Here is a 14,337-nt window from a genome sequence, read left to right on the forward strand (position 1 = left end):
TGCCCTGCGCCATTCCGATGCTCGCCCCGGTGGGGCTGCGCTTCGGATGGCTCCGGGGTCCTCGGCTGGTAGTCGCCCAATGCGGTGGTTTTGGATCTTGCTCATGGGCAGATGCCTTGAGCCGGTGGCCGGGCGGAGGGATCCGAAGCGCAGCCCCAGCGGGGCGATCATCGGAATCCCGCAGTCCGGACGCCGGCGACTCAAGAACCCTGCCTCACAAAACCGAAGTGCGAGGCGCAGGGCTTCGAGTTCGCGGATGTCAGGGTTCTTTAGTCGCCGAGGCTGCCCTGCGCCATTCCCGGTTCCGCTAACCGACTTTCCCCGTCAGGCGCCGCGCCGCTTCCTGCACCGCCGCCAGATGGGCGGGGACATAACGATGCACAGGCGCAGTCAGCGTTACTGCGGCAGCGATTTCGCCATTGAGCAAAAAGACGGGCGCGGATATGCCCGCCACTTCCGCCAGGCGGTCGCCCATAGCGGCGAAATAGCCGTCGGCGCGGATGCGGGCGTACAACTCCTGTTCAGGCCCGGGCGCGTGGCCCAGCACCGGGTCGTAGGCCGTCAACACGCGTCCGCCGCTGCCGCGATCCAGCGGCAGCAGATCGCCCGCGCGGATATGGTCGCGCACGGGATGCGGTGAATCCACACGGTACAGGCACAGGCGCGCATCGCCCTGGCGCACGTGGTAGGCGGCGCTTTCGCCGGTGGCCGCGACCAGGTCGCGCAGCACCGGCAGGACGGCGTGCTCCAGCGAAAACGAGGAAGCGTAGATGCCGTGCAGGCGCGCGACTTCCCCGCCCAGGGCATATCGGCCGTCATCCAGGCGTTGGATCCACCCGGCGTGTTCCAGCGACGCCAGCAGCCGCAGGACGGTGCTCTTGTACAGGCGCGTGCGCTCGGCCAGCTCGCCCAGGGACAGGGCCTTGTCGCGGGGCGTAAACACCGACATCAAGCTCAACGCGCGATCCACCGCCGCCACGCCGCCTGCGGCGGCGTCGGCGTCGGCGAGCGATTCCGTGGCGGCTTTACGCGGCATCCTGCGCTCCGGCGTGTCGAATCATGGGCGGGACCATATTCCATCCTTTAGAACGAATCATCCGCATTGTAGGCGGCGTCTGGCGCTGGATTCGTGGTTTTCCCTGGGCGCGTGGCGCTTGACAGCGGAAAGCTGTGTACTCAATAATTCTATCTTAAGGAATATCGTTCTATTAGATAGAATTATTTGGAAATCAAACCATGGCTCAATTCAACGCCCGCACCCCCGACGTCCTGATCAGCGAGGTCGGCCCGCGCGATGGCTTGCAGTCCGTCAAGGCAACGATGGCCACGGCGGATAAGTTGCGTTGGATCGACGCCTTGGTTGCGGCCGGCGTGCGCGAGATCGAAGTCGCTTCCTTCGTGCCGGCGCGCCTGCTGCCGCAGATGGCCGATGCCGCAGAAGTGGTGCGCCATGCGGCGGGGCATGCCGGCATCACGGTCATGGCCCTGGTCCCCAATGCGCGCGGCGCCGAGGCGGCGCTGCGGGCCGGCGTCCACAAGCTGACCATGCCGGTCTCGGCGAGCCGCGAACATTCGTTGGCCAACGTGCGCAAAACACCCGAGGACATGGTGGAGGAAGTGCGCGCCATCGCACGGCTGCGCGACGAGCTGGCTCCCGCGGTCAAGCTGGAGGCCGGGATCTCGACGGCCTTCGGTTGCACCTTGCAGGGCAGCGTGCCCGAAGACGAGGTCATCCGCCTCGCCGCGCTGTGCGTGGCGGCGGGCGCCGATGAGTCGGGACTGTCGGACACCGTGGGTTACGCCAACCCCGCGCAAGTGCGCCGGCTGTTCCGCCGCCTGCGCGCCGAACTCGGGGAAAAGGCCGGCGCGGCCCACATGCACAACACGCGCGGCCTGGGCCTGGCCAACTGCCTGGCGGCCTGGGAGGAGGGCGTGCGCACGTTCGACAGTTCCCTCGGCGGATTGGGCGGATGCCCGTACGCGCCCGGTGCGTCCGGCAATGTCGTGACGGAGGACCTGGTCTTCATGTTCGAGGCCATGGGCGTGCGCACCGGCATCGACCTGGATGGAATCGTCGCCGCGCGCGCGCCGCTGGCCGCCGGCCTGCCTGGCGAGCCGCTGTACGGCATGACCCCCGACGCCGGCTTGCCCAAAGGATTCGTCCGGCGGGCTTGATCGCCCATGCCCCTGCGGCCCTACACACGAGAAACATGCGGCTAGACCGGCCTGTGCCGGAACCGCCGCGACTTGCAGAAGATCCACGCCCATGTCCAGCCACGCCCATCCGCGCCTTCCGTACGAACACATCCGCGTCGTCGAATTCACCCACATGGTCATGGGTCCCACCTGCGGCATGCTGCTGGCGGACCTGGGGGCCGAAGTCATCAAGGTTGAACCCGTGGGCGGCGACAGCACGCGCCGCTTGCTCGGGTCGGGCGCGGGCTTCTTCCCTATGTTCAACCGCAACAAGAAGAGCATCGCCCTGGACCTGAAGCAGCCCGAGGGAATCGAAGCCGCGCTGCGCCTGATCGACTCGGCCGACATCGTCAGCGAGAACTTCAAGGCCGGCGTGATGGAGAAGCTGGGCCTGGACTACGCCACGCTCAAGCAGCGCAATCCCCGCCTCATCTACGTCAGCCACAAGGGCTTCCTGCCCGGTCCCTACGAACACCGGACGGCGCTGGACGAAGTGGTGCAGATGATGGGCGGCCTGGCCTACATGACGGGGCGTCCAGGCGATCCGCTGCGCGCGGGCGCCAGCGTCAACGACATCATGGGCGGCATGTTCGGCGCCATCGGCGCCATGGCGGCGCTGGCTCAGCGCGAACAGACGGGCGAGGGCACCGAAGTGCAGGCATCGCTGTTCGAGAACAACGTCTTCCTGGTGGGCCAGCACATGATGCAGTACGCCGTCACCGGCCGGGCCGCCGCGCCCATGCCCAGCCGCATTTCGGCCTGGGCCATCTACGACGTATTCACCGTCAAGGGCGGCGAACAGATCTTCCTGGCCGTGGTCAGCGACAAGCAATGGGGCATTTTCTGCCGCGCCTTCGGGCTGGGCGAGCTGCTGGCCGATCCCCGCCTGGCCAGCAACAACGATCGCGTGCAGGCACGCGATTGGTTGATGCCGCAGTTGCGCTCGCATCTGGCGGAGCGCAGCGCGGCGGAGCTGGCGGAAGTGTTCGAGCGCGAAGGCCTGCCCTACGCGCCGATCACGCGGCCCGAGCAGCTGTTCGAGGATCCCCACCTGGCGGCCACCGGCGGCTTGGCGCCCATCGTGCTGGAAGACGGCCGGGAATCGCGAGTGCCGCTGGCGCCCTTCACGCTGGGCGGCGCCCAGCCCGGAATACGCCTGCAGCCGCCTGCGGTGGGCGAACACACCGACGCGCTGCTGCGCGGCGTCGGCTATCGCGACGATGAAATCGCGGCCTTGAAAGCAAGGCAAATCACACAAGGAGACTAACCATGTTCACGCTATCTCGCCGCGCCTTCCTGGGCGCCGCGCTTTGCGCCGCCGCCTTGCCGCTGCGCGCCCAGAGCGCGGGCGGCTATCCCAACGGCCGGCCCGTGCGCCTAATCGTTCCCTACACGCCGGGCGGCGGCACGGACTCGGTGGCGCGCGCCATCGCGGCCAAGGTCACGGCGATGGCCGGCTGGTCGGTGGTGGTGGAAAACCGTCCTGGCGCCGGCGGCAACATCGGTATGGACTTCGTGGCCAAGGCCAAGCCCGACGGCTATATGCTGGGCCTGGGCCAGACGGCCAATCTGGCCATCAATCCCGCCCTGATGCCGCAGATTCCCTTCGACGCGGAAAAGGACTTCGCGGCCGTCTCCCTGATCGCCTCGCTGCCGGTGGTGCTGGTGGTCAAGGCCAACGCGCGCTGGCAGACCCTGGCCGACCTGATCAAGGACGCGCGCGCCGAGCCCGGCGCCATCAAGCAAGCCCTGGCGGGCTCGGGCACGGTGGGGCATCTGGCCGGCGAACTGCTTGCCTATCAGGGCAAGTTCCAGGTGTTGAACGTGCCGTACCGCGGCGCTGCGCCGGCGCTCAACGACCTGTTGGGGGGCAATACCGACTACATGTTCGCCACGCCGCAGGCTGCCCAGGAAATGCTCAAGGGCAAGGTGCTGCGGCCGCTGGCCGTCAGTTCCCGCGCGCGGCTGGCGATCCTGCCCGATGTGCCTACCGTGGCCGAGTCCGGCTACGAGGGATTCGAGGCGTTGGACTGGAAGGCGCTGGTCGCGCCGGCCGGCACGCCGCCCGAGGTCGTCAAGGCCGTCAATGCGGTCGTGGAGAAGGTGCTGGCCGATCCGGCCACCGTGGCCATGTTCACCGCCGAGGGCAGCACCGCCATGGGCGGCTCGCCGGAGGCCGCGCAGCGCTACATCCAGGAAGAACAGAAGAAGTGGGCGCGCCTGATACGCGAAGCCGGCATCCAGACCGCCGCCTGACGCGCCCCGAAAAACATGCCAGGAGACAAATTCATGAAGCATCTTCTAGGAGTCGCCGCGCTCGCCTGCGCTGCCGCGGCGCAGCCTGCCCTGGGCAATACCGGCTCGCAATGGCCCGAACGTTCCATCCGGCTGGTTGTTCCGTTCCCCGCCGGCGGTCCGACCGACATCGCCGCGCGCGTGGTCGGCAAGGCGCTTTCCGACCGTTTGGGCACGCCCTTCGTCATCGAGAACAAGGCCGGCGCGCACGGCTTCATCGGCGCCAGCGACGTCGCGCGCAGCAAGCCGGACGGATACACGCTGATGATGGCCAGCATCGGCACCATGGCGATCAATCCTGGCCTGTATCCCGACATTCCCTACGACGTGAACAAAGACTTCACGCCCTTGGCACTGGTCCTCACCGTGCCCATCGCGGTCGTGGTCAATCCGCAGCAGATGCCGGTGCAGACCGTGGGCGAGCTGGTGGACTATCTGAAGGCCCACCCCGACCGCGTGAACTACGGCTCGGCAGGGAATGGCGGTTCTTCCCATCTGGTACCGGAGTACTTCAAGTACAAGACCGGTACCTCCATGACCCACATCCCCTACAAGGGCTCCAGTCCCGCCGTGACCGATCTGGTGGCCGGCCAGGTCCAGGTCATGTTCGACACGCTGTTGACCAGCACGCCCTTCGTGAAGGCCGGAAAACTGCGCATGCTGGCCGTCACGACGGCGCAGCGCCTGCCGGACTATCCGCAGGTGCCGACCATGGCCGAGGCCTTGGGCGCGCCGGATTTCGAGGCCTCGTCCTGGTTTGCGATGTATGCGCCCGCAGGCACGCCGCAGGCGGTGCAGCAGAAGTTGTCCTTGGCCATCAACCAGGCGCTGGGCGACGCGGCGGTGAAGCAGCGGCTGGCCGAGCTGGGCGCGATTCCGGCGGGCGGCACGCCGGGCGAGCTGGCGGATTTCCAGCAGGCCGAGCAGCGCAAGTGGGCGCAGGTCATCAAGGCGGCGGGAATACTGCCGGACTGAACCTGCAGGCTGGCCCGTGCTTCAGGCCTCGGGGCCAGGACGCAGCCGGCCAGCCTTCCATTTCAGCCGCAGCCGTTCCAGCGCCAGATACACGATGGGCGTGGTGTACAGCGTCAGGAACTGGCTGATCAGCAGGCCGCCGACGATGGCGATGCCCAGCGGGCGGCGCAGCTCCGAGCCTTCGCCCATGCCCAGCACCAAGGGCAGGGCGCCCAGCAGCCCCGCCAGGTTGGTCATGACGATGGGCCTCAGCCGCAGCATGGCGGCGCGATGGATGGCCTGCTCGGGCGTCAGTCCTTCGCGCCGTTCCAGGCTGAGCGCGAAGTCGATCATCAGGATTGCGTTCTTCATGACGATGCCCACCAGCAGGAACAGCCCCAACAGCGCAATCAGCGTGAATTCGATGCCCGCCAGACGCAGCGCCAGCAGCGCGCCCACGCCGGCCGAGGGCAGGGTCGACAGGATGGTGAGCGGATGCAGCGGGCTTTCATACAGGATGCCCAGTACCAGGTAGATCGCCACCAGCACCGCCAGGATCAGCCAGGGCTGGTCCTGCAGGCTTTGCTGGAAGTTGCGCGCGTCGCCGCCCAGACGGGTCTGGATGTAAGAGGGCACCATCAGCTTGGCCATGGCGGCGTCGATGGCCACCAGGGCCTGCTCCAGCGACACGCCCTCGGCCAGCGAAAAGCCCACGCCCACGGCCGCGAACAGGCCGTCATGGAACACGCGGTCGTTCACCAGCCCGTAGTCGTAGGTGGCGAAGGCCGTCAGCGGCACGCGGGTGCCGTCCGCCGCCACCACCTGCACCTGTTCCAGCACCTCGGGATCCTCGGTGTAGCGCGGGTCCAGCTCCAGCACCACGCGGTACTGATTCATGGCGTCATACAAAGTCGCGACCTGGCGCTGGCTGAAGGAGTTGCTGAGCACGCTGCTGATGGTGCCCATGTCCACGCCCAGGCGCTGCGCGGCCGCGCGGTCGATGTCGATCACGACCTGCTGGGTGGCGCCATCGCCTTGCGCGTCCACGTCGCGCAGCTCGGGTATTTCCTGCATGGCCTTGGAGATCTTGCGCGACCATTGCCGCAAGGCCGGCACGTCGCTGGCCATGATGGCCAGCTCATGGTCGCCGGAGTTGCCGAAGCCGCCGGGCATGCGCAGGTCCTGGTCCACGTTCAGGAAGAACATGCCGCCCGGCACCGCCGGGGCGTTGGTGCGCAGCCAGTTGATGACCTCGGTCGACGATTCCTTGCGTTCGGCGGCGGGCTTCAGGCGGATCAGGAACAGGGAATTGCTGATCCCCAGGCTGCCGCCGTTGTAGCCGATGACGTCCTGCACCGCCGGATGCTTGAGCACCAGTTGGCGGTACATGTCGATCTTGGGCTGCATGACCTGGAACGAAAAGCCGTCGTCGCCGCGCACGAAGCCCACCAACTGTCCTGTGTCCTGCACCGGCAGGAAGCCCTTGGGCGCTTGCACGTACAAATAGACATTGAGCCCCACCACGCCGGCCAGCAGCAATAGCGTCAGCCTGGCGTGGCCCAGCACCCGCCACAGGGTGCTGCCGTACCAGGCGTGGATGCGCGCGAAGGCCGCCTGCATGCGCGACGGGCGTATGTCTGCGCCGGACGCCGCCGGACTGGCGGGCTTGAGCCAGCGTGCGCACAGGCTGGGGATGATGGCCACCGAGACCACCAGCGAGATGACGGTGGCGGCGACCAGGGTGATGGAGAACTCGCGGAACAGCCGCTCGACCAGACCACCCATGAACAGGATGGACACGAAGACCACGCTCAGCGCCACCGTCATGGCCACCAGCGTGAAACCCACCTCGCGCACGCCGCGCAGCGCGGCCTTGCGCGGCGACAGGCCGCGCTCGATGTGGCGCGAGATGTTCTCCAGCACCACGATGGCGTCGTCGACCACCAGGCCGGCCGCGACGATCAGCGCCATCAGCGACAGGTTGTTCAGCGAGAAGCCCCACAGGTACATGACGGCGAAGGTGGCGATCAGGCACACCGGAATCGCCACGCTTGGTATCGCGGCGGCCCGGGCATTGCCCAGGAACGCCCACACCACCAGGATCACCAGCGCCGTGGCCAGCGCCAGCGTGATGTGCGCTTCGCGCAGGGTGGCGTTGATGCCGGGCGAGCGGTCCAGCGCCACGGTCAGGTCCACGTCGGCCGGCATCAGCGCACGCAGCCCGGGCAGGGCCTGGTTGATGGCGCCTATGGTCTCGATGATGTTCGAGCCCGGCTGGCGGCTGATGGTCAGGACCACGGCCGGGTTGCGGTTGTGAAAGCCGCTGCTGTAGCGGTTCTCGACCGAGTCGCTGACGCGCGCGATCTGCGACAGCCGGATCACGGCGCCGTCCTGGTGGCGCACGATCAGGCTTTCGTAGTCGCGCGCGGCCCGGGGCTGTTCGGGCGTGCCGACCTCCCAGCGCTGGCTGGCGGAATCCAGCTGGCCCTGCGGCCGCATGGGCGCGGCGTCGGCGATGGCCTGGCGCACTTCGTCCAGCGCCACGCCGTAGTGGGCCAGGGCGTTGGAATTGACCTGCACCCGCACCGCGGGCAGGGAACTGCCGCCCATGGTCACTTCGCCCACGCCGTTGATCTGCGAGATCTTCTGCGCCAGCACCGTCGAGCCCAGATCGTAGAGCTCGCCCGCGGGGCGGGTGGACGAACTGAGCGCCAGCGCCATGATGGGCGCCTGGGACGGATTGACTTTGCGGTAGCTGGGATTGCCGGGCATGCCCGAAGGCAGTTCGGCGCGGGCGGCGTTGATGGCGGCCTGCACGTCGCGGGCGGCTTCGTTGATGTCGCGGTCCAGGTCGAACTGCAGCTGCACGCGGGTGGCGCCCTGGTTGCTGGACGAGCTCATCGAACTGACGCCCGCGATGCTGCCCAGTGCGCGTTCCAGCGGCGCGGCCACGGTGCTGGCCATGCTTTCGGGGCTGGCGCCCGGCAGCTCGGCCCGTACTTCGATGGTGGGGAAGTCGACCTGGGGCAACGGCGCCACCGGCAGCAGCCGCCACGCGACCGCGCCCAGCAGGGTCAGCGCGATCGCCAGGAAGATGCAGGCGGTCGGGCGATGCAGCAAGGCGCGGATCATGGCGCCGGGCCTTCAACCCCGGGCTTGGCGGCCGCGGCGCCGCGGCGCTGGCCCAGGCGATGGAAGAACAGGTACACGGCGGGCGTGGTGAACAGGGTCAGCACCTGGCTGACCAGCAGCCCGCCCACCATGACCCAGCCCAGCGGCTGGCGCAGCTCCGCGCCCGAACCCGTGGCCAGCATCAGCGGCAGCGCGCCGAACAGCGCGGCCAGCGTGGTCATCAGGATGGGCCGCAGACGCAGCAGGGCGGCCTCGCGGATCGCGGCCTGCGGCGCCAGGCCGCGCGAGCGTTCGGCCTCCAGCGCGAAGTCCACCATCATGATGCCGTTCTTCTTCACCAGCCCGATCAGCAGGATGATGCCGATGACCGCGATCAGGTCCAATGGACGCCCGGTAAGCAGCAGCGCCAGGAAGGCGCCCACCGCGGCCGAGGGCAGGGTGGACAGGATGGTCACCGGATGAATGGCGCTTTCATACAGCATGCCCAGCACCAGGTACATGGTGACCACCGCCGCCAGCATCAGCCACAGCGTGTTCGACAGCGAGGCCTGGAAGGCCGCCGCCGCGCCCTGCAGCCGCAGCTCCACGCTTAGCGGCATGCCGATTTCCTGCTGCGCCGACTCGATCGCGGCGATGGCTTCGCCCAGCGACCCGTCCTCCGGCAGATTGAAGGACAGGTTGACCGCGGGGAACTGCGACAAGTGGTTCACGGCCAGCGGCACCGCGCGTTCGCTGATGGTGGCCAGCGCCGAAAGGGGGATCGCCTGCCCGTCTTCCGTCTGCAGATGGATACGTTCCAGCGCGTCCGGGTTCAGCGCCAGCTTGCGATCCACTTCCAGCACGACCCGGTACTGGTTGGATTGCGTGAACAGCGTGGCCACCTGGCGCTGGCCGAAGGCGTTGTAAAGCGTCTGCGCCACGTCGTCCATCGTCACGCCCAGGCGGGCCGCGGCGTCGCGCGAGACCTGCAGATAGGCCTGGCGGCCGTCGCCTTGCAGGTCGGTGGAGACGTCGGCCAGCTCGGGCGCCTGCGCCAGGCGCGCCGTCAGCGCATTGCTCCAGCGCGCCAGCAATTCGCTGTCCGGCGAGGTCAGCGTGAACTGGTATTGGCCGCGGCTGACGCGGTCCTCGATATTGAGTTCCTGCACCGGCTGCAGGAATAGCGAGATGCCGTGGACTTCGCGGGCGCGCGCATCCAGCCGCGCCATGATGTCCGCCAGCGGCGCGCTGCGCTCCGACCAGGGTTTCAAGTTGATCAGCAGCCGCCCGGTGTTCAGGGTGGTATTCATGCTGTCGATGCCGATGAAGGACGACAGGCTGGCCACGTCCGGGTCCGCCAGCAGCGCCGCGGCCACCGCCTGCTGACGCCGCGACATGGCGTCGAACGAGGTGCTTTGGGACGATTGCGTGACGCCTTGCAGCGTGCCGCCATCCTGGGGCGGGAAGAATCCCTTGGGCACGGCCAGGTACAGCAGGCCGGTCAGCGCCACCGTCGCCAGCATCACCGCCAGGGTCAGCCGCTGGTGGCGCAAGGTCAGGTCCAGCCAGCCGGCGTAGCGCGCCTGGACGCGGTCCAGCAGGCCGGGGCGCGTCGGCTCATGCGCCGGCAGCAGCCGCGCGCACATCATGGGCGTCAACGTCAGCGATACCGCCAGCGATATCAGGATGGCGACCGCCAGCGTGACCGCGAACTCGCGGAACAGCCGGCCCACCACGTCTTCCATGAACAGCAGCGGGATCAGCACCGCGATCAGCGACAGCGTCAGGGACACCAGCGTGAAGCCGATCTGGCCGGCGCCCTTGAGCGCCGCCGCCATGGGGCTGTGGCCCTGCTCGCGGTAGCGCGCAATGTTCTCCAGCATCACGATGGCATCGTCCACCACGAAGCCCGCGCCTATGGTCAGCGCCATCAAGGTCAGGTTGTTGGTGGAGAACCCTGCCAGGTGCATGAAGCCGAAGGTGCCTATCAGGGACAGCGGCACCGCCAGGCTGGGGATCAGCGTGGCGGGCAGGTTGCGCAGGAACAGGAAGGTCACGAGCACCACCAGGCCCACGGCGAAGGCCAGCTCCCATTGCACGCCGCGCACCGACGCGCGGATGCTTTCGGTGCGGTCCGTCAGCACGCGGACCTGGGCGGCGGCCGGCAGGCTGGCCGTCAACTGCGGCAGCAGGGCCTTGACCTGGTCGGCCACGGCGATGACGTTGGCGCCCGGCTGGCGCTGGATGTTGACCAGCACGGCCGGCTGCTTGTCGACCCAGGCGGCCAGGTATCGGTCTTCCGCTCCGTCCTCGACGGTGGCGACCTGGCCCAGCCGCACCGGCGCGCCGTTGCGCCAGGCCACGATCAGCTCGCGGTACTCCTCGGCGCTCTGCAATTGGTCGTTGGCGTCCATGATGACCGAGCGCACCGGCCCGTCGAAGCTGCCCTTGGGCTGGTTCGAATTGGCCTTGGAGATGGCTTCCTGCACGTCGGCCAGCTGCAGTCCGCGCGCGGCCAGCGCCATGGGATTGACCTGCACCCGCACCGCCGGCCGCTGGCCGCCGGCCAGGCTGACCATGCCCACGCCGGACAACTGCGACAGGCGTTGTGTCATGCGGGTGTCGACCAAGTCGTAGACCTGGGGCAGGGGCAGAGAATCGGACGTGACCGCCAGCGTCAGGATGGGCACGTCGGCGGGGTTGACCTTGCGGTACACGGGGGGCGTCGGCAGGTCATTGGGCAGCAGTGCGCCGCTGGCGCTGATGGCCGCCTGGACTTCCTGCTCGGCCACGCCCAGCGACACGTCCAGCGAGAATTGCAGCGTGATCACCGAGATGCCGCTGCCGCTGGTGGAGGACATCTGCTTCAGGCCCGGTATCTGCCCGAAGCGCCGCTCCAGCGGCGCGGTGACGGTGCGCGCCGTCACGTTCGGACTGGCCCCGGGATACTGCGTGGTCACCTGGATGATGGGGTAGTCCACCTGCGGCAGCGCCGCTACGGGCAGCATGCGCCACGCCAGGATGCCCGACAGCAGCAGGGCGATCATCAGGAAGGACGTGGCGACAGGGCGCAGGATGAAGGGGCGCGACAGGCTCATGATTTCTGCGGTTCGACTATCTGCACGTCGCGGCCGTCATGCAGGCGGTCCACGCCTTCGACCACCACGCGCTCATTCTCGGTCAGGCCGGATTGCACGACGATGCGGCCGGCGTTGGCGGGGCCCAGCTCCAGCACGCGGCGGCTGGCGCGACTGTCTTCGCCGATGACGAACACAAAGGCGCCTTCGGATCCATATTGGATGGCCGCCGTGGGAATGGTGATGACGTGGTCCTGCTGCACCACCGCCAGGCGGATGTTCACGAACTGGTTCGGAAACAGCGATTCGTCGGCATTGGGAAAGCGCGCGCGCAGCTTGACCGTGCCGCTGGCGGCCTGGATGCGATTGTCCAGCGCTTCCAGCGTGCCCTCGGCCAACAGGCGGCGGTCATCCGCATCCCAGGCCTGGACTCGTAGCGCGGCGTCGCGCGCCTGGGCCTGGCGCAGGATGTCCAGGCGCGTTTCCGAAATGCTGAAGAGGGCCGAGGTCGGCTGGGTCTGGACCAGCGTGGTCAGACCGTTGGCGTCGTCGGCGCGGACGTGGTTGCCGGCATCGACACGGCGTAGCCCGATGCGGCCGTCGTGCGGCGCGACGATGCGCGTGTGATCCAGCAGCCGGCGGGCGTCGGCCACCTGGGCCTGGTTGCGTTGCCGCTGGGCCGCGTAGGCGCGCACCTGAGCTTCGGCGGTATCGAGTTGCTGGCCCGCCACCGCTTCCTGCCGCGCCAGCTTGCGGTAGCGTTGCAGGTCGGCCTCGGCGTTATCCAGCAGCGCCTGGGTCCGCGCCAGTTCGCCTTCGGCCGCGGCCAGCGCCGCAAGGTAGGGGCGCGCGTCGATCTCGGCCAGCAACTGGCCGCGCGCAACGGCCTCGCCTTCGGTGAAATGCAGCTTCAGCAGTTCGCCATCGATCTGGCTGCGCAGCGTCACCTGCGCCAACGGTGTAATGGTTCCGAGCGCATGCAGATCGCGCTGCAGCGGACCGGCGGTGGCTGCCTCGATCGCGACGGCAACCGGAATCTGGCCGTACTCGGGGGGGCGCGCGGCGGGGGAACCCTTGGGTCCGGCGTACCAGAACGCCAGGGTGGCCAGGATTGCCAGCGCGAATGCAGCGGCAATCAGGACCAGGCGTTGACGTGGGGAAGCGGGGCCCGCGGAGGGGGGCTGGGACATCAGGACTGCCAAGCGTGGGGGTTACGGACAGTCGGAATTCTATATGAATAAAAACTATTCGCGTTTTTGCGTCAGGAGATCGTCAGGTTGCCGTGGACGGCGAGTGATCGACCATGTGGTGGCGGGGCCTCGCCCTGGCGCCTTGTGCCTACCTCTTGACCGAATCGCGATACGCGACGGCATACATCGTTGCCACCGCGAACGTGATCGGAATGCAAAGCAGCACGCTCACCGCGCTCTGCGCCAGCTCGGTGGCCGTGTAGTCATACGCGAGCATGCGCAAGCTGGAGCCGGCGTGGCCCGCCATCGCGACCAGCAGCAAGAGCGCGAGCATCAGCGGCCAGCGCTTGTAAGGCATCGCGCCCCGCGCTCCGCGAAAACCGTATTCGCCAGTCGCCGCCGAGCGCGGCAGTCCCAGACCGTACACCGCAAGCGCGTACAGCACCGGCAGCCAGATCAGCGCCAGCGAGGCGAACAGGGCGCCCCAGAACAGATTGTCGTTCGACCCGCCCAGCACCATGTAGATCACATAGGGCAGGTCCCCGGTGGCGCGGGCCACAGCCGTCACCGCGATGACCAGTATGCCGAGCAGCGCCAGATGGCGGGCTTGCGCCGCGCCGCCGCGGGCGGCGGCGGCGCCTGGCGAGGCTGGCAGAGCGACGACGCAATGCCAGGCGAAGGTCATGCGCGCCAAGGCGATCAGATTGATCAGCGCCAAGGCGAGAAACAACCAGCCTCCATACGGAAACAGGTTGGCAATCAACAAGGCGAAGGGCAGCGACAGGGTGAATACCGCCAAGGACCAGGGCGCGGCGGCCAGCATGGCGCGGCCGTGCAGGCGGATGGCGCCAGCCGTCGCTGCGAGGAAGCGGCGTGCTCCGGGTTTGGTCGACAAGGGGGTCTGCGCCTTACTTGCTGCGGTAGTTGTTGGCTTCGCGCTCACCGGCCCATTTGCGCAGCGCGGCGATGAACTCGGGGCAGACGTTGCCGTCCACCTGGCTGTCGATGATGATGCTGTTTTGCATGCGCATCACCACGCTGCATTCATAGACCTTCGTGCGGCCGCTGTAGTAGCCGTGGTTGGTATTCTGGAACACTGGCGTGGCGGCGCTGGTCGAGGTGGCCGGGATCATGCCGACCACCTGCTGCGAGGTGCCGGTCGAAACCCATTCGGTATAGGGTGCGGTCTGGTAGTCCGACCAGATCAGCTCCATCGTGTTGCCCACCCCGCGCTTTTTCGACGGTTCGCCCAGCGCCGTGATGGCATCGGCCACCGGATGGCCCTTCATGTTCTTGGCCACGTTCACGCTGGGCGATAGCGAGAGCCCCGACGAGAAGATATTGGTCAGCGACGGCAGCGTCGAGCTGCCTCCGGTGGGCATCGGCGCGCAGCCGCCCAAGGCAGCCAGGGCCAGCGACACCGGCAGGGCGCGGCCCAGCCACCAGGTCGAACGGAGTCGCGATGTATTCATGCTGAGCCCAAGCTCCCTCAAAGATCCGGCGTGCCGCAACAT

The 14,337-nt window shown here is 67.9% G+C and carries 10 protein-coding genes; 4 read left to right on the top strand and 6 right to left on the bottom strand.

The genetic code is table 11. The features are described from left to right. Window positions 1-307 precede the first annotated feature (307 nt). Window positions 308-1,036: an IclR family transcriptional regulator gene (locus AC3WOB_RS10745; protein ID WP_492274963.1), complete on the bottom strand. Its 729-nt coding sequence runs from the start codon at window positions 1,034-1,036 to the stop codon at window positions 308-310. Between the two features lie 200 nt (window positions 1,037-1,236). Between AC3WOB_RS10745 and AC3WOB_RS10750 the strand changes: the two genes are divergently transcribed. The 4 genes from AC3WOB_RS10750 to AC3WOB_RS10765 all read left to right on the top strand — a co-directional run bounded on the left by AC3WOB_RS10750 (window position 1,237) and on the right by AC3WOB_RS10765 (window position 5,466). Further along, window positions 1,237-2,175 carry a hydroxymethylglutaryl-CoA lyase gene (locus AC3WOB_RS10750; protein WP_492274964.1) on the top strand — a complete coding sequence of 313 codons (939 nt, stop codon included), beginning with the start codon at window positions 1,237-1,239 and terminating at the stop codon, window positions 2,173-2,175. Between the two features lie 91 nt (window positions 2,176-2,266). After that, window positions 2,267-3,463 carry a CaiB/BaiF CoA transferase family protein gene (locus AC3WOB_RS10755; protein ID WP_492274965.1) on the top strand — a complete coding sequence of 399 codons (1,197 nt, stop codon included), beginning with the start codon at window positions 2,267-2,269 and terminating at the stop codon, window positions 3,461-3,463. A gap of 2 nt (window positions 3,464-3,465) precedes the next feature. Further along, entirely contained in the window at window positions 3,466-4,452 is a 987-nt protein-coding gene (locus AC3WOB_RS10760) for a Bug family tripartite tricarboxylate transporter substrate binding protein (RefSeq protein ID WP_492274966.1), read from the top strand. Window positions 4,453-4,485: 33 nt separating this feature from the next. Beyond that, window positions 4,486-5,466: a Bug family tripartite tricarboxylate transporter substrate binding protein gene (locus AC3WOB_RS10765; RefSeq protein WP_492274967.1), complete on the top strand. Its 981-nt coding sequence runs from the start codon at window positions 4,486-4,488 to the stop codon at window positions 5,464-5,466. A gap of 21 nt (window positions 5,467-5,487) precedes the next feature. Here AC3WOB_RS10765 and AC3WOB_RS10770 read toward each other — a convergent pair whose 3' ends face one another. The 5 genes from AC3WOB_RS10770 to AC3WOB_RS10790 all read right to left on the bottom strand — a co-directional run bounded on the left by AC3WOB_RS10770 (window position 5,488) and on the right by AC3WOB_RS10790 (window position 14,295). Continuing rightward, complete coding sequence (locus tag AC3WOB_RS10770; protein WP_492274968.1) at window positions 5,488-8,577, bottom strand: efflux RND transporter permease subunit; 3,090 nt, start codon at window positions 8,575-8,577, stop codon at window positions 5,488-5,490. Beyond that, complete coding sequence (locus AC3WOB_RS10775; RefSeq protein WP_492274969.1) at window positions 8,574-11,654, bottom strand: multidrug efflux RND transporter permease subunit; 3,081 nt, start codon at window positions 11,652-11,654, stop codon at window positions 8,574-8,576. The genes AC3WOB_RS10770 and AC3WOB_RS10775 overlap by 4 nt, the downstream gene beginning before the upstream one ends. Further along, window positions 11,651-12,823 carry an efflux RND transporter periplasmic adaptor subunit gene (locus AC3WOB_RS10780; RefSeq protein ID WP_492274970.1) on the bottom strand — a complete coding sequence of 391 codons (1,173 nt, stop codon included), beginning with the start codon at window positions 12,821-12,823 and terminating at the stop codon, window positions 11,651-11,653. The genes AC3WOB_RS10775 and AC3WOB_RS10780 overlap by 4 nt, the downstream gene beginning before the upstream one ends. 148 nt (window positions 12,824-12,971) lie before the next feature. Then, complete coding sequence (locus AC3WOB_RS10785; protein ID WP_492274971.1) at window positions 12,972-13,718, bottom strand: hypothetical protein; 747 nt, start codon at window positions 13,716-13,718, stop codon at window positions 12,972-12,974. A 13-nt stretch (window positions 13,719-13,731) separates the two neighbouring features. Beyond that, entirely contained in the window at window positions 13,732-14,295 is a 564-nt protein-coding gene (locus AC3WOB_RS10790; protein WP_492274972.1) for a hypothetical protein, read from the bottom strand. Window positions 14,296-14,337: the final 42 nt, after the last annotated feature.

This window comes from Achromobacter sp. FW305-C-30-7, assembly GCF_058783105.1.

What these genes read in the sequence shown, in the direction of transcription:
- AC3WOB_RS10750 (WP_492274964.1), top strand. Translation starts at nt 1,237, where the DNA reads ATGGCTCAATTCAACGCCCGCACCCCCGACGTCCTGATCAGCGAGGTC.
- AC3WOB_RS10770 (WP_492274968.1), bottom strand. Translation starts at nt 8,577, where the DNA reads ATGATCCGCGCCTTGCTGCATCGCCCGACCGCCTGCATCTTCCTGGCG.
- AC3WOB_RS10790 (WP_492274972.1), bottom strand. Translation starts at nt 14,295, where the DNA reads ATGAATACATCGCGACTCCGTTCGACCTGGTGGCTGGGCCGCGCCCTG.
- AC3WOB_RS10745 (WP_492274963.1), bottom strand. Translation starts at nt 1,036, where the DNA reads ATGCCGCGTAAAGCCGCCACGGAATCGCTCGCCGACGCCGACGCCGCC.
- AC3WOB_RS10755 (WP_492274965.1), top strand. Translation starts at nt 2,267, where the DNA reads ATGTCCAGCCACGCCCATCCGCGCCTTCCGTACGAACACATCCGCGTC.
- AC3WOB_RS10780 (WP_492274970.1), bottom strand. Translation starts at nt 12,823, where the DNA reads ATGTCCCAGCCCCCCTCCGCGGGCCCCGCTTCCCCACGTCAACGCCTG.
- AC3WOB_RS10765 (WP_492274967.1), top strand. Translation starts at nt 4,486, where the DNA reads ATGAAGCATCTTCTAGGAGTCGCCGCGCTCGCCTGCGCTGCCGCGGCG.
- AC3WOB_RS10775 (WP_492274969.1), bottom strand. Translation starts at nt 11,654, where the DNA reads ATGAGCCTGTCGCGCCCCTTCATCCTGCGCCCTGTCGCCACGTCCTTC.
- AC3WOB_RS10760 (WP_492274966.1), top strand. Translation starts at nt 3,466, where the DNA reads ATGTTCACGCTATCTCGCCGCGCCTTCCTGGGCGCCGCGCTTTGCGCC.